Here is a 21,252-nt window from a genome sequence, read left to right as displayed (position 1 = left end):
CCGGATGCCGGTCACCGTTCTCCTCGTCGACGACGAGCCTCTCGTGCGCGCGGGTCTGCGGGCCGTCCTGGAGGCGCAGCCCGACATCGAGGTCGTCGGGGAGGCCGCCGACGGGGCGGCGGTGATCCCGCTCGTGCGGCGGCTGCGGCCGGACGTGGTCGCCATGGACGTGCGGATGCCGCTGCTGGACGGCATCGAGGCCACCCGGGCGCTGCTGCGGACGGTCGACGCCCCTCCTCGGATCCTCGTGGTGACGACCTTCGAGAACGACGAGTACGTGTACGAGGCCCTGCGGGCGGGCGCCGACGGGTTCCTGCTCAAGCGGGCCCGGCCCGCCGAGATCGTGCACGCGGTGCGGCTGATCGCCGAGGGCGAGTCGTTGCTGTTCCCGGCCTCGGTGCGGCAGCTCGCCGCCGAGTACGGCGAGACCGGCGGGAACCGTGCGGCCCGGGCCGTGCTGGAGCGGGCCCAGCTGACCGAGCGGGAGGCCGAGGTGCTGCGGCTGATGGCGCGGGGCCTGTCGAACGCGGAGATCGCCGCCCGGCTGGTCGTGGGTACCGAGACCGTGAAGTCGCACGTCAGCTCGGTGCTGGCGAAGTTGGGGGCGCGGGACCGCACCCAGGCGGTGATCGCGGCGTACGAGTCGGGGTTCGTGGCGCCCGGCTGACGGCGGGCGGGGCCGGGGCCCGCCCCTCGCCGGGGTGTGCCGGACCGAAGTACGATCCGGCCAACACGCGCACGACCTGGGAGGACGGACGGTGGGGCGGCTGACCGGCGGGGATCCCTCGCTGCTGCGAAGGATCAACTCCGCGGTGGTGCTGCACGCGCTGCGTGCCACGGACTGCGCGACGCTGACCGAGATCACCCGGGTGACGGGGCTGTCCCGGCCGACCGTCGAAGGTGTCGTCGAAGGACTCATCGAAGCCGGGCTCGTGGTCGAGAAGGCGGCCGAGGAGGGGGCTGCCCGGCGGCAGGGGCGTCCGGCGCGGCGGTTCCGGTTCCGGGCGGAGGCCGGGTATCTGATGGGGCTGGAGATCGGGGCGCACCGGGTGGCGGCGCTGCTGTCCGACCTGGACGGCCGGGTGATCGGCGCCCAGGCGAAGGACGTCCCCGAGACGGCCGGGGCCGATGAGCGGCTGGAGCGGCTGCGCGGGTCGGTCGCCGAGCTGCTGCGACGGGCCGGGGTCGCCCGCGGCTCGCTGCGGGCCGTGGGCGTGGCGACGCCCGGGATCGTCGAGGCCGACGGCACGGTGCGGCTGGGCACGGCGCTGCCGGGGTGGACGGGGCTACGACTGGGTGAGCGGCTGAGCCGGTCGTTCAAGTGCCCTGTCCTGGTCGAGAACGACGCCAACGCCGCTGTCGTGGCAGAGCACTGGAAAGGAGCGGCCACCGAGTCGGACGACGTGGTCTTCGTGCTGGCCGGGCTCAGCCCGGGCGCCGGTTCGCTGATCGGGGGGCGGCTGCACCGCGGCTACGGCGGGGCGGCCGGCGAGATCGGGGCGCTGCATCTGCTGGGCCGCGGGGTGACGCCCGAGACGCTCCTGTCGACCACGGACGAGCCACTGCACCCACTCGACGAGCAGGCGGTCGCCGGGGTGTTCGCCCAGGCCCGCGAGGGCGACCAGCGGGCCCGGGCCGCCGTCGACCGCTTCATTCAGCGCCTCGTCCACGACGTGGCGGCCCTCGTCCTCGCCCTGGACCCGGAGCTGGTGGTGATCGGCGGCTGGGCGGCGGGCCTGGACGGCGTCCTGACCCCCCTGCGCGAGGAACTCGCCCGCTACTGCCTGCGCCCCCCGGAGGTCACCCTGTCGCGCCTGGGGGACGCGGCCGTGGCGACGGGAGCCCTGCGCCTGGCCTTGGACCACGTGGAGGAGCAGCTCTTCGCGGTGGAGCAGCGCCCCCTTTAGGGGTGCGGGACCCCGTCGACATGCGGCACCGCCGCGTGGGCGCGACAGGCCACGACGAACCCGCAGCGCCCCACTCACCGCACCGCCCACGGCGCCAAGGTCAGGAAGCCTGCCGCTGAATCCCGGCGTGGATCTCGACTCCCCCCGGATCACCGAAGGTGAGACGGCACGTATCAGCGCGATAGGTCGCCACGGACAGCGCAGCAGTACGCCCCAGGGCGATGAAACGAGTCGTTACGACAAGGACCGGCGCCCCGGGCAGCCGGTCCAGCTCCTTCGCCTCCTCGGCCCCGGCGGAGCCGAGTTCCACCGCGTTCTCCTGCCGCTCCAGCTCCAGCCGCTGCAACTCCCGCAGCACCGCACGCGCGCGTGCCGCTCCGGACGGCGCGTCGATCCCGGAGAGCTCGGGGACCGAGGACCGCGGGATGTACAGCAGCTCCGCGGCCACCGGCCGGCCGTGCGAGACGCGGGAGCGCCGCACGATGTGCACGGTCTCGTCCCGGCCGGTCTCCAGCGCGTCGGCGACCCCCGCCGGCGGCACGGCCGCCGTGCAGTCGGCGGGCTGCCAGGCGTCCTCGGGGCCGCCCGGCCAGGCCTGCGGGCCGGTGCCGAGGGAGACGCCCTCGCGGGGCGGCGCGACGGTCGTGCCGACACCGCGCCGCCGCTGGAGCCTGCCTTCGAGTTCGAGTTGTTCCAGGGCCTGGCGGAGCGTGGCACGGGCGACTCCGAAGCGGGCCGCGAGGTCGCGCTCGTTGGGCAGGATCTCCCCCACGGAGAACTCCGAGTCGAGCGCCTCACTGAGCACGGTCTTGAGGTGCCAGTACTTCGGTTCCTGCACCGATTCCAGCTGCGTGGTCCCCACCCTGTCCTCCGCATTCGCCGTGGTCGGCAACGTTTTGGCGCCCTTGTTTATTAAAGGTTGTTGCACTTCTCTGCGACCATAGGGCGGCCCTGATTCTTGGTCAAGACCAATGGCCGGGAACGTTCACGGGGCGTTCATGAAGGGCCGTGGGCCGGTCCCGCGGTGCGTCTAACCGGCGTCCAGGGACCGCAACTTGTCGGGATTGCGGATGATGTAGACGGACTGGACGCGGCCGTCGGCGACATCGATCTGGACGACGGAGTCGGGTCTGCCGTCGGAGAGGATCAGCGCGGCCGGGCCGCCGTTGAGCTCCAGGAAGCGCACGGTCAGGCCGGGCAGGCTCTTCTGCGCGGCGCCGACGAGGAAGCGGCCCACCTTGCCGGCGGTCCGCAAAACCCGCAGCGGCGCCCGGGACTTGCCGCCGCTGTCGCCGACGAGCCGGACCTCCGGGGCGAGCAGCGCCATGAGGCCCTCGAGGTCGCCGCCGGCCGCCGCGGCGAGGAACCGCTCGGTGAGGTCCCGGCGCTCGGCGGGGTCGACCTCGTAGCGCGGGCGTCGCTCCTCGACGTGCTTGCGGGCCCGCCCGGCCAGTTGGCGCACCGCCGGTTCGCCGCGGTCGAGCATGGTGGCGATGTCGGCGTAGGGGAGGCAGAAGGCCTCGCGCAGCACGAACACGGCCCGCTCCAGCGGTGACAGCGACTCCAGTACGACGAGCACGGCGAGGGAGACGGAGTCGGCGAGCACGGCACGCTCGGCGGTGTCCGGCACGGTGTCTCCGAAGTCGGTGAGGTACGGCTCGGGCAACCAGGGGCCGACGTACGTCTCGCCGCGGGCCTTGATCCGGCGGAGCCGGTCGATGGCGAGGCGGGTCGTGATCCGCACGAGGTAACCGCGCCGTTCGCGCACGTCGCCGCGGTCGCTGCCGGACCAGCGCAGCCAGGCCTCCTGGACCACGTCCTCCGCGTCGGCCACGCGTCCCAGCATCCGGTAGGCGACGCCCAGCAGGACGGGGCGGTGTGCTTCGAAGACGTCGGTAGCGGTCTCGGTGGTCACGGGCTCCATCCCAGCCCACCGCTGCTGCCCTGTCCAGGCGGAATCACCCCTTGCCGGACAGAATGGCCGAGAGGGATCCGGTGATCGGCGGTACGGCTGCGGAGGTGGCGATGCGGTACGGAGTGCTGGGCACGGGACAGGTCGGGCGTACGCTCGGCGGGCGGTTGGTGGAGCTGGGGCACGAGGTGCGGCTGGGCTCGCGCACGGCGGACAACACGGCCGCCGTGCAGTGGGCCGCCGCCGCGGGTCCCCGGGCGGGCGCGGGGACGTTCGCACAGGCGGCGGAGTTCGGGGAGGTCGTGGTCAACGCGGTCGGGGGGCGGGTGGCCCTGGCCGCGCTGGAGGCGGCGGGTGCTCGGAACCTCGACGGCAAGGTCGTCGTGGACGTGTCCAACCCGCTGGCTTTCGAGGAGGGCGAGCTGCGGCTGTCCCCCGTCGAGTCGGACAGTGTCGGCGAGCAGATCCAGCGTGCCTTTCCCCACGCGCGCGTGGTGAAGTCGCTCAACACGGTCAACTGCCGGGTGATGGTGGATCCGGGCAGCGTGCCCGGCGAGCACAACGTCTTCGTCTGCGGGGACGACCCGGACGCCAGGGAGCAGGTCACGGCGCTGCTCGGGGAGTTCGGCTGGCCGGCCGAGCGGGTGCTGGACCTCGGCGGCATCCGCGCGGCCCGCGCCGTGGAGATGTGGCTGCCCCTGTGGGCCCACCTGTTCCAGAAGTTCGGGCACGGTGCGTTCAACCTGGAGGTGCGACGGTCGCGTTGAACGGGCCGGCGCGGCGAAGGTCGCCTCCCCCTGGGGCTACCCGCGGGTAGTAATTGCTGACAAGCTGTCTACGGCGTCCGTCAGCGAGTACAGCCGAGGAGCACCCCATGTCCGCCACCGTCTCCTTCAAAGTCGCCTCCGCGCAGGGCGAGCAGAGCGTGACCCTGTCCTACACGCGCCGGGGCAGTGGCGAACCGCTGCTCCTGCTGCACGGCATCGGTCACCACCGGCAGGTGTGGGACCCGGTGATCCCGGCGCTGGCGGCCGAACGCGACGTGATCGCCGTGGACCTGCCGGGCTGCGGTGCGTCGCCGGCGCTCCCCGACGGCATGGCGCACGACCTGCCCACGATGAGCACGGTCCTGACCGCCCTCTTCGAAGCGCTGGAGATCGACCGGCCGCACGTGGCGGGCAACTCGCTGGGCGGTCTGCTGGCGCTGGACCTGGCCCGGGCGCAGCTCGTCCGCTCCGTCACCGCCCTGTCCCCCGCCGGGTTCTGGAACGAGGCCGAGCGCCGCTACGCCTTCACGGTGCTGATGGCCATGCGGCAGATCGCCCGGCGGATGCCGCCGCCCCTGGTGGAGCGGCTGGCCCGCCCGGCCCTCGGCCGCACCCTGCTGACCAGCACCATCTACGCCCGCCCGGGCCGCCGTTCGCCCGAGGCCGTGGTCGCCGAGACGCTCGCCCTGGCCCGCGCCCAGGGGTTCTCCGAGACGCTGCGCTCCGGCCGGACGGTGCAGTTCACCGACGACATCGTGGGGACGCCGGTCACCGTGGCGTGGGGCAACCGGGACCGGCTGCTCATACCCCGCCAGGGTGTGCGCGCCAAGGGCGTCATACCCGGGGCCCGGCTGGTGCGGCTGCCCGGTTGCGGACACGTTCCGATGAACGACGATCCGGCGCTGGTGGCCCGGGTGGTGCTCGACGGCAGCCGCTGACCCCGCACGAAGGGGCGGCGAAGCCTCTAAGGTCTCTCCTCATGAGGCCGACGCGGAGCGACCCGGGCGACGGTACGGCGTCCGCCGCCTGGGAGCTGCTGCTCCCCGCCGCTTCGGCACCGGCCCGCACACGTGGTCGTTCCCTGCAGGCGGCACTGCGCGAGGCGGTCCGCTCGGGCCGCCTCGCGCCGGGCACCCGGCTGCCGTCGAGCCGGGACCTCGCGGCGGACCTGGGGGTGTCCCGCGGGCTGGTCACGGAGACGTACGAGCAGCTGACCGCCGAGGGATACCTGCGCAGCGGCCGGGGCGCCGGAACGTGGGTGGGCGCGGCCGTACGGGCCGCGCGGCCACCGGCCCACGATCTCGCTCCGCGCTCGCCGGGTGCCGTGGCGGACTTCGTGCCCGGGACGCCGGACCTCGCGCTGTTCCCGCGCGCGGCGTGGGCCGCCGCGCAGCGCGCCGTGCTCGCGGACCTGCCGCACCAGGAGCTGGGCTACCCCGATCCGCGCGGGCTGCCGAGGCTGCGTACCGCGCTGGCCGAACTGCTCGCCAGGCGGCGGGGCGTGGCGGCGGACCCCGAGCGGATCGTGGTCGTCTCGGGCGTGGCCCAGGCGACGGCCCTGCTCGGCTCCGCACTGCACGCGCGCGGGATGCGCGCCGTCGGAGTGGAGGACCCGGGCAGCCCCCAGCACGACGCGCTGTACGCCTCGGCCGGGGTCGCCGCCGTGCCCTTGCCGCTCGACGACGAGGGTGTCTGCCTGGAGGCGCTGCGGGCGTCCGGCGTACGTGCCGTGGTGACGACCCCGGCCCACCAGTTCCCCACCGGCATCGCCTGTTCGGCCCGGCGGCGCGCCGGACTGCTGGACTGGGCGCGGTCCGTGGACGGCATCGTCCTGGAGGACGACTACGACGGCGACTTCCGCTACGACCGTGCCCCCGTCGGTGCGCTCCAGGGCCTCGACCCGGACCACGTGGCCTACACGGGCTCGGTCAGCAAGTCCCTCGCGCCGGGCCTGCGGCTGGGCTGGCTGTTGGTGCCGGAGTCCTGGACGGAGGAGGTCGTCGAACGCAAACGCACGATGGATCTCGGCCACCCGGCCCTCGACCAGGCCGTGTTCGCCCGCTTCCTGGAGCGCGGCGACTACGACCGTCAGCTGCGCCGCTGCCAGCGCGCCTACCGCGAACGGCGTGACGCGCTGGTCGCGGCCCTGGACGCCCGCTTCCCCGGAGCGGAGGTGTCCGGGATCGCCGCGGGCCTGCACGTGATCGCCACTCTGCCTGAGCGGTACGGACCCGAGGAGCGGTTTCTCACGCGCACGGCGGAGGCGGGGGTGGCGGTGCGCCCGCTCTCGGCCTACGCCCACGGTCCGGCCGGGCCCGAGGCGGCCGGGGAGGTCCGGCTGGTCCTGGGCTACGCCCATGTGCCGCCCGCGAGGATCGCCGAGGGCGTCCGCCTGATGGCGCGGGCCGCGAACGGGTGAGGCGACCGGTTCGCGCGTTCCCCCACCCTGCGGTCGGTTGTTCACTTGAGGTTCGTGTGTGCGCCGCGATGTGCCCGTAGGTGTGGCTCTGCACACTTGGCCGGATCCCGTCCCGGAGGCGTATCCATGTCGCACCGTCCCTCGCCCGCACGCCGCAGCGTCCTGCGTGGCTCCCTCGCCGCGTCGGCGGCCCTGACCCTGCCCACCGCTCTCGGCGCGGCGCCCGCCTTCGCACGCTCCGGGCGCCCGGCCGCGGGGTGGGGGGTGCAGGCGGGCGACGTGACCCAGGACTCCGGGCTGGTGTGGGTGCGTTCCGACCGGCCGGCCCGGATGATCGTCGAGACGTCGGCGACCGAGGCGTTCCGCAACCCGCACCGGTGGCAGGGCCCGCTGCTCGGTCCGGGCACCGACTTCACCGGCACGACCCGGCTGCGCGGGCTGCCGTCCGGCGAGCAGATCCACTACCGCGTGCTGCTGGCCGACCCGGACGACCCGCGCCGCACGGGCGAACCGGTCACCGGCACGTTCCGCACGGCGTCCGCCAAGCGCCGCGACGGCGTGCGGTTCGTCTGGTCCGGCGACCTGGCCGGGCAGGGCTGGGGCATCAACCCGGAGTCGGGCGGCTACACGATCTACAACGCGATGGCCGCCCTCGACCCGGACTTCTTCCTCTGCAGTGGCGACAACATCTACGCCGACGGCCCGATCACCGGGACCGTGCCCCTGCCCGACGGCCGGACCTGGCGGAACGTCACGACCGAGGAGAAGGCGAAGGTCGCCGAGACGCTTGCGGAGTTCCGCGGCAACTTCCGCTACAACCTGCTGGACGAGAACCTGCGCGCCTTCAACGCCCGGGTCCCGTCCATCGTCCAGTGGGACGACCACGAGGTCGTCAACAACTGGTACCCGGGCGAGATCCTCACCGACGCCCGGTACACCGAGAAACGCGTCGACGTGCTCGCGGCCCGGGCCCGCCAGGCCTTCTCCGAGTACTTCCCGATCTCCACGCTGCGCCGTCCCGACGGCCGGGTCTACCGTGTGCAGCGCCACGGCCCGCTGCTGGACGTGTTCGTCCTGGACATGCGCACCTACCGCAACGCGAACTCGCCCGGCGACCAGACCACCGACCCGCAGGGCATCCTCGGCCGGGAGCAGTTGGAGTGGCTCAAGCGCGAGCTGTCCCGCTCGCGGGCGGTGTGGAAGGTGATCGCCTCCGACATGCCGATCGGTCTGGTCGTCCCGGACGGCCAGAACATCGAGGCCGTCGCGCAAGGCGATCCCGGCAAGCCCCTGGGGCGTGAGCTGCAGATCGCCGAACTGCTGCGATTCGTCAAGCACCGGCGGATCACGGGCACGGTGTGGCTGACGGCCGATGTGCACCACACCTCGGCGCAGCACTACCAGCCGTCGAAGGCCGCCTTCACGGACTTCGAGCCGTTCTGGGAGTTCGTCTCGGGTCCGCTCAACGCGGGCGCCTTCCCGGCGAACGCGCTGGACGGCACCTTCGGCCCGGACCGCGTCTTCGTGAAGGCGCCGGCCACCGCCAACGTCTCCCCCGCCGGTGGCTACCAGTTCTTCGGCGAGGTCGACATCGACGGCCACAGCGGCGAGCTGACGGTGCGTCTGCGGGAGCAGGACGGCACCGTGCTCTTCACGCAGGCGCTCCAGCCGGGCCGGGTCGGCCAGTAGGTACGGAACTCAACGTTTGAAGCGTCGATAAAGAGGGCAAGATGGGCCCTTTACCCATCGGTCACAATGCGTTCGCGATCACGCAACACCGTTCGGTCACAGTGGGTGCATGACGCGAGAAGTGACCCGGATGACGCACGCCGAAGCCGACCGCCACCCCGCCACCTCGTGGCGGAAGGTCGCGGCGGCGTTCCACGCCTGGCGAACACGACGCCAGGAACACGCGCCGCCCACGAGTGATACCGGGTCCCCGGCACCGGAGCAGGTGCCGGGGGCGAACACCCTGTGGCGGATGCGGACCACGGTTCAGGAGGAACCGGGGTCGCTGGCGGCGCTGTGCGGCGCCCTGGCCGCGCAGCGCGTCGACATCCTCAGCCTGCAGACGCACCCGCTGGCCGATGGCACGGTCGACGAGTTCCTGCTACGGGGCCCGGACGGCCTGCCGGCGTCCGCGATCACCACGGCCGTCGAGTCGGCCGGCGGCACCGACACCTGGATCGAGCGGGCCGACGCCCACGACCTGGTCGACGCGCCGACCCGGGTCCTCGGGCTGGCCGCCCGCACCGCTCTGGACTCGGCGGAACTCCCGCTGGCGCTGCGCCAGTTGCTGGGCCGGTGCACGATCCGGTCCCTGCCCGCGCCGACCGGTGACGGCCGGGCGCCGGAGGGCCTCGCCGTCGAGGGGGCTCTCGACGACACGGTGATGCGGCTGCGCGCCCCGGAAGGCGGAATGATCATCGTGGAACGGCCGTATCTGCCGTTCACCCCGACCGAGTTCGCCCGGGCGCGGGCTCTGGTGGAGCTGGACGCCCGGCTCGGACCGCGTCTGCCGCACGGACGGGACGTGTTCACGCTGGCCGAGGGCAGCGACATCACCGTGCGGCGGGCCGACACACGCGATCTCGAAGCGGCCCGGGCGATGCACGATCGCTGCTCGCCGCGCACGCTGAAGCTGCGCTATCACGGGCCCGTCCGTGACGCCGACCGGTACCTCAACCACCTGCTCAGCCCGCGCTACGGCCGCACGCTCGCCGTGCAGACGGCTTCCGGGCGGATCGTCGGGCTCGGTCACCTCCTGTGGGACGGGGACGAGACGGAGGTCGCGCTCCTCGTCGAGGACGCGTGGCAGCGGCGGGGTGTCGGGGCGGAGCTGCTGACGCGGCTCGTCGCCATGGCTGTCGAGGCGAGGTGCTCCAGCGTCTACGCCGTGACGCAGGCGTCCAACACGGGGATGGTCGCCGCCATGCGGGGGCTGGGGCTTCCTCTCGACTATCAGGTCGAGGAAGGGACGCTGGTCATCACGGCGCGGCTGGGCGAGGCGGTCGTGAGGAGTGCGGAGGGGCTGGGGAGCGCCTCCGCGTCCTAGGGGCGTGCGTCAGTTCGCGAGTGCGGGTGCGCTGTGGTGGTTCGCGCAGTTCCCCGCGCCCCTTTCGGGGCGTTGTCCGAGGGCTGCGTCGAGATCCGACCACAGGTCGTCCACGTCCTCCAGGCCCACCGACATGCGCAGCAGCCGGTCGCTCACGCCCGCTCCCCTGCGGTCGTCCGCGTTGACGATGCGGTGGCTGATGGAGGCCGGGTGCTGGAGGAGGGTGTCCACGCTGCCCAGGCTCACCGCCGGGGTGATCAGACGGACCGCGGCGATCACCTCGTGCGGGTCGCAGTGCACCTCGAAGGCGACCATCGCGCCGCCGATGCGCGGGTAGTGGACCCGGGCGATCCGCGGGTCGGCTGCGAGGCGGCGGGCCAGTTCCGCCGCCGTGGCCGACGCCGCCCGGACCCGGACGGGAAGGGTGGACAGGCCGCGCAGCAGCAGATAGCCGGCCAGCGGGTGCAGGACGCCGCCGGTGGCGAACCGCACCTGGCGCAGCCGGCCGGCGAACTCCTCGTCGCAGGCGACCACACCCGCGAGGACGTCGCCGTGGCCGCCGAGGTACTTGGTGGCGCTGTGCAGGACCAGCCGGGCGCCGTGCTCGGCGGGGCGCTGGAGGACTGGCGTGGCGAAGGTGTTGTCCACCAGCAACGGCACCGAGCCGCAGGCGTGTGCGACGGCCCGCAGGTCGACCTCGGCGAGCGTGGGGTTGGCCGGGGACTCGACCAGGACCAGTCCGGTGTCCGGGCGCAGGGCGTCGGCGACGCCGGCCGGGTCGGTCCAGGTCACCTCCGAGCCCAGCAGCCCTGCGGTCAGCAGGTGGTCGCTGCAGCCGTAGAGGGGGCGTACGGCGACGACGTGCCGCAGACCCATGGAGCCACGGACCAGCAGGACGGCGCTGAGCGCGGCCATGCCGCTGGCGAAGGCGACCGCGGTTTCGGTGCCCTCGAGGCGGGCCAGGGCCGTCTCGAAGCGGGCCACGGTCGGGTTGCCGAGCCGCCCGTAGACGGGCGGGCCGTCGGGCTCGGCGCCGGTGGTGGCGAAGGCGTCGATCCGGGCCGCCTCGCCACGGCTGTCGTACGACGGGTAGGTGGTGGACAGGTCGATCGGCGGGGCGTGCAGGCCCTGCCGGGCGAGGTCGTCCCGCCCGGCGTGCACGGCCTCGGTGGCGAGGGCTCGCGGTGCGGTGCGTATGTCGTCGTGGGCGCGCGTGCTCGTTGTGTCCATGTCCATGGTGCGCAAGGGTGAACATCGGCCGGGCTGCCGGGTGCGGATCCCGTGCTACGTTCGGCCGATGGCTGAATCTGTCGTACTGGATCCGGTGGATCTCCATCTGTTGCGGCTGTTGCAGAACGACGCCCGGGCGACCTACCGGGATCTCGCCGCGCAGGTCGGGGTGGCACCGTCGACCTGTCTCGACCGGGTGACGCGGCTGCGCCGCTCGGGCGTGATCCTCGGGCACCGGCTGGAGCTGGATCCGGCCAAGCTCGGGCGCGGGCTGGAAGCCCTGCTGTCGGTGCAGGTCAGGCCGCACCGGCGGGAGCTGGTGGGGCCGTTCGTGGAGCGGATCCGGCTCCTGCCGGAGTCGCGGACGGTGTTCCATCTGACCGGTCCCGACGACTACCTGGTCCATGTCGCGGTCGCCGACATGGCGGATCTGCAGCGTCTGGTGCTGGACGAGTTCACGTCGCAGCGGGAGGTGGCGCGGGTGGAGACCCGGCTGATCTTCCAGCAGTGGGAGTGCGGCCCGCTGCTGCCGCCTTCGCCCTCGGCTCAATCCGCGTGACGTCGGCGGTTCGTCGTACGAGGATGGCCGCATGTCTGAGATCAAGAGCCAGCTGCCCCGGGAAGTCGCCGACGCCTACGTCGACGAACTCGTCGCCCTCGACCCGATCACCGGTACGTTCCTCGGCGACAAGGAGAGTTCGAGCAGGCTGCCCGACACCTCACCGGCGGGCCAGGAGGCACTCGCCGAGCTGGCGCGCCGGACACTGGCCCGGCTGGACGAGGCCGAGCGGCAGCCCGGCGCGGACAGTGACATCGAGCGCCGGTGCGCCCGGCTGCTGCGCGAGCGGCTGAGCGCCGAACTCGCGGTGCACGAGGCCGACGAGAGTCTGCGCTCCGTCAGCAACCTGAGCTCCATCGCCCATGCGGTGCGACAGGTGTTCACCGTGACGCCGGCCCAGACGGAGCAGGACTGGGCGGCTATCGCCGAGCGGCTGCGCGGGGTCCCGGCCGCGCTGGAGGGCTACCGGGAGTCTCTGGCACTCGGCCTGGAACGCAAGCTGTACGCCGGGCCCCGCGCCACGGCCACGTTCGTGCGGCAGCTCGGCGAGTGGGCCGACGCGGACGGCGAGGGACACGGCTGGTTCGAGCAGTACGCGGCCGCCGGGCCCGAGGCCCTGCGCTCCGAGCTGGACACCGCCGCCCGGTCGGCCACCGAGGCGGTCGTGCGGCTGCGCGACTGGATGCGGGACGTGTACGCGCCGGCGATCGAGGGCGCGCCGGACGTGGTGGGCCGGGAGCGGTACGCGCGCTGGGTGCGCTACTTCAACGGCACGGACCTCGACCTGGACGAGGCGTACGCCTACGGCTGGTCCGAGTACCACCGCCTCCTCGGCGAGATGAAGACCGAGGCCGAGAAGATCCTGCCGGGCGCCGGCACGCCGTGGGAGGCGCTGGCCCACCTCGACGCGCAGGGCACGCACATCGAGGGCGTCGACGAGGTCCGCGACTGGCTGCAGGGCCTCATGGACGAGGCGATGGACGCGCTCGACGGCACCCATTTCGACCTGGCCGAGCGGGTGCGCCGGGTGGAGTCGCGCATCGCCCCTCCGGGCAGCGCCGCCGCCCCCTACTACACGCCGCCGTCGGACGACTTCTCCCGCCCGGGCTGCACCTGGCTGCCCACCATGGGCGAGACGCGCTTCCCGGTCTACGACCTGGTGTCGACCTGGTACCACGAGGGCGTGCCCGGCCACCACCTCCAGCTGGCCCAGTGGAAGCACGTGGCGCAGAACCTCTCGCGCTACCAGGCGAGCGTCGGCATGGTCAGCGCCAACGCCGAGGGATGGGCGCTGTACGCGGAGCGGCTGATGGACGAACTGGGCTTCCTGACGGACCCGGAGCGCCGGCTCGGCTACCTGGACGCGCAGATGATGCGGGCCGTGCGCGTCATCATCGACATCGGCATGCACCTGGAGCTGACGATCCCGGACGACTCGCCCTTCCACCCCGGCGAGCGCTGGACGGCCGAGCTGGCACAGGAGTTCTTCGGCTCGCACAGCAGCCGGTCGGCCGACTTCGTGGAGAGCGAGCTGACGCGCTACCTGTCCATGCCGGGCCAGGCCATCGGCTACAAGCTCGGCGAACGGGCCTGGCTGCTGGGCCGCGAGAACGCCCGCAAGCGCCACGGCGACGCCTTCGACCCGAAGGCCTGGCACATGGCGGCGCTGTCGCAGGGATCGCTCGGTCTGGACGACCTGGTGGACGAACTGTCGCAGTTGTAGGCGCGTCTGCCCGGAGTCGCTATCGCGGCGCCAGAAGGCGTAGCTCGATCAGGTCCAGCCAGGTCTCCGGCCCCGGCTGGACCCTCGCCGCCCGGACCGCGTATCTGCCGGGTTCCAGGACCACCCGGACCTGGTCGGCGTCCGCGAGGCCCGTCCCGGGCCAGGCCGCGTCGAAGAGGCGGACGGGCCCGGGCACCTTCCAGGTCGTCTCCGGTCCCCACTCCGCCGTGGCGGTCGCCGACGGCACGCTCGCCAGCAGTTCGTCCTCACAGTCGCCGGCGCACCAGCGGACGAACACGCCGTGGCCGGGCAGATAGGCGGTCGCGGCGGGCTCGTCGCCCAGGACCAGGGCGGTGCAGTCGCCGACCGGGAGGAGGCCGACGTGGCCGTCCACCTCGCAGGCCCGGTCGTAGTCCGAGGCCGTCTCCTCGCCGTCGGCCCCCGCCCAGAACGGCAGGACGGTCTCCGGTACCGCTATCAGCGGCCCCCCGCCCGACTCCACCCACTCCACAGCGCCCGGCTCCGCGTATCGCACCATGGCGTCAGAACCTACAGGGCTGCCGCGCGGCAGAGGATCACGGGTTCAGCAGCCGCAGTCGTCCTCGAAGCCGCCGAGCATCTCCTTGTCCTACTCGGCAGGAGGCTGGTCGGGAGGAAGGTGGCCGGGGGCATCCCAAGGCAGCTGGTCGCCCGGTCGCTCTTTCGGAATTCGGCGCGCTCTCCAGGCATCGACGAACAACCGTTCCTGCGGCGAGAGGCCGGAATAGACATCGGGAGGTAGGTCATCCTCGTACCAGGCTGTGCCGGGCAGGGCGGAAGCCTCCGTGCGCGATCCCGGATCTGCAACCACCAGCGCCAGCCTCGGCGGCATCACCTGGGTGACCCTGGCAAGCGCACGCAATGCGATGAGCGCAGTTTCGTAGTCGCCGGCTTCTACCATCACGAGTGCCTCACGGTTCTCGCTGTCCATAGCACACCGCTCCATTAATGGGCTTTCCCGGGGTCGGAGACGATCGCTCGCCGGGCCTGTCGGACCCGGCGAGCAAGGATGAGAAGGCGCTGGGGGTAGTCAGTAGCGCCAGCGTTGATTGTCACCGCCCCACCAGTCCCACTGGATGATCGGCGCTCCGTCGTCGGCAGAAATTCCGGAGACGTCCAGCACCTTGTTACTGTGTTTGGCCGTCAGCTTGAAGTAGCCGTTCTCGACGGGTTCCAGGCGGAAACGCTGGTTGTCGCCACCCCACCATTCCCACTGGATGAGGCGGGCGCCGTTCTCCGTGGACGCCTGCTCGATGTCGAGGACCTTGCCGCTGTGCTTGGCGATGATGCGTACACAGCCATCACCAACCGGTTCCAGCCTCCAGTGCTGGTTGTCCCCACTCCACCAACTCCACTGGATGAGCGGGGCGCCGTTGTCCGGCGATCCGCCCGAGACGTCCAGCGCCTTGCCGCTGTGCTTGGCGAAGAGCGGCTGGAACTGGTACTCCCAGCGCTGGTTGTCACCTCCGTGCCAGTCCCACTGGATGACGGGGGCGCCATTGTCCGGTGAGATGCCCGACACGTCCAGCACCCTGCCACTGTGCTTGGCCGTCAACTGATGGACGCCATCGGCGACCGATTCGAAACGCCAGCGCTGGTTGTCGCCGCCCCACCAGTCCCACTGGATAAGGGGAGCACCGTTGTCCGGTGAAATGCCCGACACGTCCAGCACCTTGCCACTGTGCTGTGCCACTGCCCGAACGTAGCCGTCGCCCAGGGCCTCGAGTCGCCAGCGCTGGTTGTCGCCGCCCCACCAGTCCCATTGGATGACGGGGGCACCGTTGTCCGGTGAAATACCCGAAACGTCCAGCACCTTGCCGCTGTGTTTTGCGAAGAGCGGCGTCACCACGGACCAGCCGAGGTGACTCGCCGTGTACTCGCAGTAGCTGAAGTCGTTCTGTTTCATGAGGCAAGAAGTGCCACCGCCAGACGCACAACTCGCGCAGTTTCCATTGTTGACGCCGAACCGCCCCCACCTGCCGCCGCAGTCGCACCCGCTGCTCGCGTACTCGTCGGGGCAACCGAAGATGTGCCCGGTCTCATGGGCGAAGACCCGGTCGATGTTATCCGGTCCCCATCCGTCGTTGTTGTAGTCCATCACGATGCGGGGTCCACCGATGCTCGCGTAGGCGAAGTGGCCGACGGGGTATTTGGTGAAGAAGCCGCAGTACGTCCACCGGGTGCCCAAACGGCCGCGTATGGCTTCGACGTAGTTCAGCACTCCGTTCCAGTCGGCGCTGTACCCCAGGGCAGCCATGGCCGGGTCTCGCCAGTGCGCTTCCAGGTCGGCAGCGTTCGGGTTCGCTTGAGTGTTCAGCGCGACGTGCTGGATGTCGTAGGCGAAGCTGACGCCTGCGGAGGGATTCACGCTCGCGAGCCACCCGAGCCCGTTCTGGACCTCCGCGACGACCTTCGTACGCTCCTCTTCGGAGAACTGCAGAGCGGCGGTGGGACCCTCAACGATGACGATGCCTACTGCGACGCTGCCTTCGAGGTAGGCGCTCGTCGGCGGGGCGAAGGACGCCGCGCCCGGATGGGTGGCCACCGTGGGCGTCGGAACCACGCTGGCACAGCCGGCCATGTCCCACCGCTCACCCGCCCGAGGACGGGCACTCTTGGCTGTGCGGAAGTCGTCCGACTCGCGAAGTTGCAGTGCCGCCAGCCCGAGCTGCTCGACTTCTGCCAGGTCGGTCTCCGCCTCCCCGAGGGCTGATGCCGATGGCACTTCGCCGTTCGTAACCTCGTGGTCGGCTTCGCCGACGATGTTCAGCCTCCCGTACCGATGAATGGTACGGCCCGGCGTTGGCTGTGCGGGTTCCCGCGGTACGGACGGATTCTCCGCCACGTAGATGTCGTCACGACTGGTCATGTGGGCCTCCAGCCCTGTAACTACGGTAGGTGCACAAGCAGTCGAGGCCGGTCGTGCCGACGAGAAAGTCGTGCAAACCAGAAATTCTTTCCGCCCCCATGGCCGGCCCTTGATCAGAAGGGGGAGGGCGGCAGTGAAAGAGAAGATTTCCGGGAGCTGCATTCCGGAAGGGCCGCCAACACCCCAGTGTCGGCTGCATGTCTGGATGAAGATGAGAGGGATCTCGCTTCTCCTCCAGAGTCGCATACGCATGTGAGCGCCGCGAATCAAACGTGGAAGCCTGACAAGCCCAAGGAATCAACGGCGTTCGGGCAGCCGCGTCGTTGAATGCTTGAAGTTTGTGTTCCGCACCATTGGGGCCTCATTGCCGTCTGTTTTCCCGTGACACTGCGGCACTGCGACCCGTGTCGGGGAAGATCGGGGCGCTGGGCTCGGTGACCACGAGCGTGGTGTACTCCTCGCCTCTCCCCCGGCGCCCCCTGGGCCGCTGACCTCAGCCGGTGCCGCGCTGCCGCAGGGTCGACCCGGACCGGCCCTTCACCACCTCCAGCTGGGCGTGGATCCGCCGTCGCAGGTCGGCGACATGGCTGACGATGCCGACGCTGCGGTCGCGTTCCCGCAGGGAGTCGAGCACGTCCAGGACCTCGTCCAGGGTCTGGTCGTCGAGGCTGCCGAAGCCCTCGTCGATGAACAGCGTGTCCAGGCGCACCCCGCCCGCCTCGTCCGTGACGACGTCCGCGAGGCCGAGGGCCAGGGCGAGCGAGGCGAAGAACGTCTCACCGCCCGACAGCGTCGCCGTGTCGCGTTCGCGGCCGGTCCAGGCGTCGACCACGTGCAGTCCGAGCCCGCTGCGGCCGCGTCCGGTGCGGTCGTCGGAGTGGACGAGGGTGTAGCGGCCGGACGACATACGGCGCAGCCGTACGGTCGCGGCGGCGGCGACCTGCTCCAGCCGGGCCGCCAGGACGTACGACTCCAGGCGCATCCGGCGTTCGTTGTCCGCCGAGGTGCCGGCGGCGAGGCCGGCCATCCGGGCGACGCGGTCGTACTCCTCGCGCAGCGGCGCCAGCCGGCGGACCGAGGCGGCCGCCCGGGCGGAGAGGCGGTCGAGGTCGGCGCAGCGCCGCTCGGCGGCGTCGTGGGCGGAGGCGGCGTGGCGCAGCCGCCGGTCCGCTTCGTCGGCGGCCTGCTGCGCCGCGTCCGGGTCGGCCCGCGGCTCGCGGGCCGCGGCGGCGGTGTCGGCCTCTGCGAGAACGGCCCGCACGGCGGCCTCCTCGTGTTGCCAGTCGTCCAGGCGGCGTTGCAGCTCGCGGTGGGCGACGCGGTCGAGGAGGGCGTCCGCCGCGGCCTGCGGGGTGTCGAAGCCGGCGCGGAAGGCGGCGTCGGCGAGGCGGGCATCGGCGTCCTTCAGCCGCTGGGCGGTGTCCTCGGCCACGCGTGCGGCTTCGGCGGCGTCCGTGAGCAGCGCAGCCCGCCGCTCCAGTTGCGCGGCCCGCGCGGCGACACTGTCCAGGGAGCCGCGTGCCCGGTCCAGCTCCTCCTGCAGCGCGGCCCGTTCGCGGTCCAGGCGCTCGCGGTGACCGACCCGGGATGCGGTGCGCACGGCGGTCTCCTGCCGGGCGGCGGAGCGTCGTTCGTGCTCCTGCCCGGCCTGCCGCAGCCGCTCCTGCGCGGCGTGCAGCTCGGCGGCGGCACTGCGGGCCCGCGCGTACCGCTCTTCCAGGTCCACGAGTTCGTCGTCGAGTTGCGCGGTCGGCGTGTCGCCGGCCTCGGCGGTGGCGGCGGCGAGTGCCTCCCGTACGGTGCCGAGGCGCCTTTCGTCCTCGGCGCGCTGTTCGTCGGCGCGCTGGTAGGCGGTGAGGGCGTGCTCCTCCGCCTCGCGGTCCACGTGCCCGGCGACCTTGCGGGCGGGGGCCGGGTGTTCGGTGGCGCCGCAGACGGCGCAGGGCTCACCGTCGGTGAGGTTCGCGGCCAGTTCGGCGGCGATGCCGTTCAGGCGCTGCTCCTTGAGGTCGAGCCAGTGCTGCTTGGCCCGCAGCGTCTCGTCCTGCGCGGTGCGGACCCGGTCGACCGCCCGGTCCGTGTCCTGCGCGAGCCGGTCACGCGTGCGGGCCGCCCGCAGCCGCTGCTGCGCGGGCTCGCGCCGTGCGCCGAGCTGTTCGGCGAGAGCTGCGGCCTGCTGCGCGGATTCCACGCGAGTCTGGAGTGCCGTGCGCCGCTCCTCCCAGCCGTCGAGCCAGGCCTCGGCCTCCTGGAGGAGGTCGGCGTCGGCGCGTTCCTGGCGGTCCAGGCCGGCGCGCTCGTCGAGGAGTTCGGCCAGTCGCCGCTCGGCACGGCGGGCCGAGTCGAGCCCGCCCAGTTCCTCGGCGGCCCGGCGTGCGGCGGCTGCGAGTCCGGCCGCGCCCTCGCCGGCGAAGGTCTCCGGCAGCAGGGCACGCGCACGCGCCTCGGCGGCGGCTGCCCGGCGGTGTTCCGCTTCGGAGGCTTCCCGTAGTTCCAGGGCGGGCGCGACGGCTTCGGCCTTGCGGCCCCGTTCCATGAGGGCCTGGGCCTCCCGGTAGGCCTCGGCTCCTTGTTCCAGGCGCGCCGCTCGTTCGCGTGCCTCGTCGAACCGCCGCTGCAGCCGGGCCAGTTCGCGCACCTCGTCCAGAGTCCGGCCGGCGGCGGCCTGCGCGGACTCGGCCGCGGTGAGCGTGCCCGCGGCGACGGTGAGTTGTTCGCGGGCGGTGCTGCGGGCGACGGCGGCGGCGCTCAGCACCGCCTCGGCGAGTCCCGGTTCGCCGGGGGCGAGTTCGGGCAGCTCCATGGCGTCGTCCGCGGCCTGCTGCATGCGGTGGGCGTCGGCCAGCAGCTCCGCGTCCCCCTCCCGCACCTGGGTCTCGGTGCTGCGGCGCCGCTCGGCGAGGCGCTTTTCGACGTCGGCGAAGCGGCGGGTGTCGAACAGGCGGCCCAGCAGTTTGCCGCGGGCCTCGGCGTCGGCGCGCAGGAACCGGGCGAAGTCGCCCTGCGGCAGCAGCACGACCTGGCAGAACTGCTCCCGGCTCATGCCGAGCAGCTGGGTGATCTCCTCGCCGACCTCCTGGTGGGAGCGGCTGAGGTCCTTCCAGGTCCCGGCCGTCGGGTCGTACTCGCGCAGCCAGGTCTGGGCCTTGTCGAGGGTGGTGCCGGTGCCGCGTTTCTTGGGGCGCTCCCAGGGCGGCTGACGGGTGACCTCCAGACGGCGCCCGGCGACGGTGAGGTCGAGGGTGACCTCGGTGCGGGTCGCGGGCGCCGCGTGGTCGCTGCGCAGGGCCGTGCCCTGGCCGCCGCCCTGCCGGGCGCCCGGCACCGAGCCGTAGAGGGCGTAGCAGACGGCGTCCAGGACGGAGGTCTTGCCCGCGCCGGTGGGTCCGTGTAGCAGGAACAGCCCGGCCGCCGACAGTTCGTCGAAGTCGACGGTCTGTGTGCCGCCGAAAGGGCCGAAGGCGGTGACGGTGAGCCGGTGGAGCCTCACCGGGCCACCTCCCGCACGGTCTCGTCCGCCCGTACCGCGTCGAACGCCTCGCGCAGCACGCCCTGTTCGTGCGGGTCGGGTCCGGCGCCGCGTACGTGGGCGACGAAGTCCTCGGCGATCTGCTGGTCGCTGCGGCCGGCCAGGCGCCGGGCGTACGACACCTCGGACTCGTCCTCGTCGCGGTCGGGGTCGAAGACGAGGCTGAGGGTGTGCGGGAAGCGTGCGGTGAGCCGGGCCATCGGGTCGGCGGGGCGGACGGGGTCGGTGAGGGTCGCCTCGACCCAGGCGTCTTCGTGGCGTGCCAGGTCCGCGTCGTCGAGCAGGTCCTCCAGGGTGCCCCGGATGCGGGCGAGGGCGCGGGGCACCGGGCAGTCGATGCGCTCGGCGTCGACGGAGCCGTCCGCGGCCAGGTCGACCAGCCACATGCTCTTGCGGTGGGCGGCCTCGGAGAACGAATAGGGCAGAGGTGAACCCGAATAGCGGACGCGGTCGGTGAGGGCCTGGCAGCCGTGCAGATGCCCGAGCGCCACGTAGTCGACTCCGTCGAACACCCCGGCCGGGACCGCGGCGACGCCACCGACGGTGATGTCCCGCTCGCTGTCGCTGGGTTCACCACCGGTGACGAAGGCGTGCGCGAGGACCACGGAGCGGGTGCCGGGCGGGCGGGCGGCGAGGTCGGCTCGGACCCGGTCCATCGCGGCGGCGAGAACGGCCTCGTGCCCGGCCTTGTCCACGCCGAACTGGTCCTTGACCAGGGCCGGTTCGAGATACGGCAGCCCGTAGAAGGCGACGTCGCCGTGGGCGTCGGCCAGCATGACCGGAGTGCCGGCCGCTGCGGGCTCCGTCCGGAGGTGGATGCCGGCCTGCCCGATGAGCCCGGCCCCGACGCCCAGCCGGCGGGCCGAGTCGTGGTTCCCGGAGATCATCACGGTCGGCACGCCGAGGCCGGCCAGGCGGTGCAGGGCGTCGTCGAACAGCTCGACGGCGGCGAGCGGCGGCACCGCCCGGTCGTAGACGTCCCCCGACACGACCACCGCGTCCACGGCACGCTCCCGCACGGTCGTGACGAGGTGGCCGATGAACTCGGCCTGGGCGTCGAGCATGTTGACCCGGTGGAAGGCCCGGCCGAGATGCCAGTCGGAGGTGTGCAGCAGCCTCAAGACGCCGCTCCGACCTGCATGTCTCCCCCTACGGTTCGTTCGTCGGCGACGCGAGCCGGTCCGGCTCGCTGTCAGCTCACCACGCTAACGCCTGTGGGCATCTGGTCCATCACGAACCCCGG

Annotated in this window: 17 protein-coding genes and 1 pseudogene; 10 read left to right on the top strand and 8 right to left on the bottom strand. The window is 72.5% G+C overall.

Going from position 1 to position 21,252, the window contains the following annotated elements:
* Positions 1-4: 4 nt before the first annotated feature.
* Positions 5-667 carry a response regulator gene (locus ADK65_RS30530; RefSeq protein ID WP_053674221.1) on the top strand — a complete coding sequence of 221 codons (663 nt, stop codon included), beginning with the start codon at positions 5-7 and terminating at the stop codon, positions 665-667.
* 91 nt (positions 668-758) lie between these two features.
* Entirely contained in the window at positions 759-1,907 is a 1,149-nt protein-coding gene (locus ADK65_RS30525; RefSeq protein ID WP_053674220.1) for an ROK family transcriptional regulator, read from the top strand.
* Between the two features lie 100 nt (positions 1,908-2,007).
* Here the strand turns inward: ADK65_RS30525 and ADK65_RS30520 are convergent, their stop codons facing one another.
* Together ADK65_RS30520 and ADK65_RS30515 are read right to left on the bottom strand one after the other, a co-directional pair.
* Entirely contained in the window at positions 2,008-2,769 is a 762-nt protein-coding gene (locus ADK65_RS30520) for a GntR family transcriptional regulator (protein WP_053674219.1), read from the bottom strand.
* 168 nt (positions 2,770-2,937) lie between these two features.
* Entirely contained in the window at positions 2,938-3,822 is an 885-nt protein-coding gene (locus ADK65_RS30515; RefSeq protein WP_053674354.1) for an RNA polymerase sigma-70 factor, read from the bottom strand.
* Positions 3,823-3,932: 110 nt separating this feature from the next.
* On the opposite strand from ADK65_RS30515, the gene ADK65_RS30510 reads away from it, so the two are divergent.
* From ADK65_RS30510 to ADK65_RS30490, 5 genes are all read left to right on the top strand, one after another.
* A complete protein-coding gene (locus ADK65_RS30510) occupies positions 3,933-4,586 on the top strand; it encodes an NADPH-dependent F420 reductase (protein ID WP_053674353.1) in 654 nt (217 codons plus the stop codon).
* A gap of 107 nt (positions 4,587-4,693) precedes the next feature.
* A complete protein-coding gene (locus ADK65_RS30505) occupies positions 4,694-5,524 on the top strand; it encodes an alpha/beta fold hydrolase (protein ID WP_053674218.1) in 831 nt (276 codons plus the stop codon).
* Between the two features lie 41 nt (positions 5,525-5,565).
* Complete coding sequence (locus tag ADK65_RS30500) at positions 5,566-7,005, top strand: PLP-dependent aminotransferase family protein (protein WP_053674217.1); 1,440 nt, start codon at positions 5,566-5,568, stop codon at positions 7,003-7,005.
* A gap of 126 nt (positions 7,006-7,131) precedes the next feature.
* Positions 7,132-8,694 (top strand): alkaline phosphatase D family protein, encoded by a 1,563-nt coding sequence (locus ADK65_RS30495; RefSeq protein WP_053674216.1) that lies wholly within the window; start codon positions 7,132-7,134, stop codon positions 8,692-8,694.
* Between the two features lie 130 nt (positions 8,695-8,824).
* Positions 8,825-10,060 (top strand): GNAT family N-acetyltransferase, encoded by a 1,236-nt coding sequence (locus tag ADK65_RS30490; RefSeq protein WP_234353015.1) that lies wholly within the window; start codon positions 8,825-8,827, stop codon positions 10,058-10,060.
* 9 nt (positions 10,061-10,069) lie between these two features.
* On the opposite strand, the gene ADK65_RS30485 is transcribed toward ADK65_RS30490, so the two are convergent.
* Positions 10,070-11,290, bottom strand: a complete 1,221-nt coding sequence (locus tag ADK65_RS30485) for a trans-sulfuration enzyme family protein (RefSeq protein WP_053674352.1) — start codon at positions 11,288-11,290, stop codon at positions 10,070-10,072.
* Positions 11,291-11,357: 67 nt separating this feature from the next.
* Between ADK65_RS30485 and ADK65_RS30480 the strand changes: the two genes are divergently transcribed.
* A complete protein-coding gene (locus ADK65_RS30480; RefSeq protein ID WP_053674214.1) occupies positions 11,358-11,849 on the top strand; it encodes an Lrp/AsnC family transcriptional regulator in 492 nt (163 codons plus the stop codon).
* Between the two features lie 31 nt (positions 11,850-11,880).
* Positions 11,881-13,572: a DUF885 domain-containing protein gene (locus ADK65_RS30475; protein WP_053674213.1), complete on the top strand. Its 1,692-nt coding sequence runs from the start codon at positions 11,881-11,883 to the stop codon at positions 13,570-13,572.
* Positions 13,573-13,591: 19 nt separating this feature from the next.
* Here the strand turns inward: ADK65_RS30475 and ADK65_RS30470 are convergent, their stop codons facing one another.
* The 3 genes from ADK65_RS30470 to ADK65_RS30465 all read right to left on the bottom strand — a co-directional run bounded on the left by ADK65_RS30470 (position 13,592) and on the right by ADK65_RS30465 (position 16,480).
* Positions 13,592-14,110, bottom strand: coding sequence for an immunity 21 family protein (locus tag ADK65_RS30470; RefSeq protein WP_053674212.1), 519 nt, complete (start codon positions 14,108-14,110; stop codon positions 13,592-13,594).
* Between the two features lie 90 nt (positions 14,111-14,200).
* Positions 14,201-14,542 (bottom strand): hypothetical protein, encoded by a 342-nt coding sequence (locus tag ADK65_RS38705; RefSeq protein WP_159038843.1) that lies wholly within the window; start codon positions 14,540-14,542, stop codon positions 14,201-14,203.
* Between the two features lie 99 nt (positions 14,543-14,641).
* The gene (locus ADK65_RS30465) at positions 14,642-16,480 is read right to left on the bottom strand and encodes an RICIN domain-containing protein (RefSeq protein ID WP_053674211.1); all 1,839 of its coding nucleotides are present in this window, start codon (positions 16,478-16,480) and stop codon (positions 14,642-14,644) included.
* Positions 16,481-16,875: 395 nt separating this feature from the next.
* Between ADK65_RS30465 and ADK65_RS39490 the strand changes: the two are divergent.
* Positions 16,876-16,971 (top strand): annotated as a pseudogene (locus ADK65_RS39490) (Lrp/AsnC family transcriptional regulator); the annotation flags it as partial.
* 2 nt (positions 16,972-16,973) lie between these two features.
* Here the strand turns inward: ADK65_RS39490 and ADK65_RS30460 are convergent.
* On the bottom strand, positions 16,974-19,970 hold the full coding sequence (locus ADK65_RS30460) for an AAA family ATPase (RefSeq protein ID WP_053674210.1): 2,997 nt from the start codon (positions 19,968-19,970) through the stop codon (positions 16,974-16,976).
* Complete coding sequence (locus ADK65_RS30455; RefSeq protein WP_053674209.1) at positions 19,967-21,130, bottom strand: exonuclease SbcCD subunit D; 1,164 nt, start codon at positions 21,128-21,130, stop codon at positions 19,967-19,969. The genes ADK65_RS30460 and ADK65_RS30455 overlap by 4 nt, the downstream gene beginning before the upstream one ends.
* Positions 21,131-21,252: the final 122 nt, after the last annotated feature.

The sequence above is a fragment of the Streptomyces sp. NRRL B-1140 genome (assembly GCF_001280065.1).
Classification (GTDB): Bacteria; Actinomycetota; Actinomycetes; order Streptomycetales; family Streptomycetaceae; genus Streptomyces.
The sequence above is the reverse complement of the archived record's forward strand: the minus strand, read 5'-3'. Positions and strand labels throughout refer to the sequence as shown.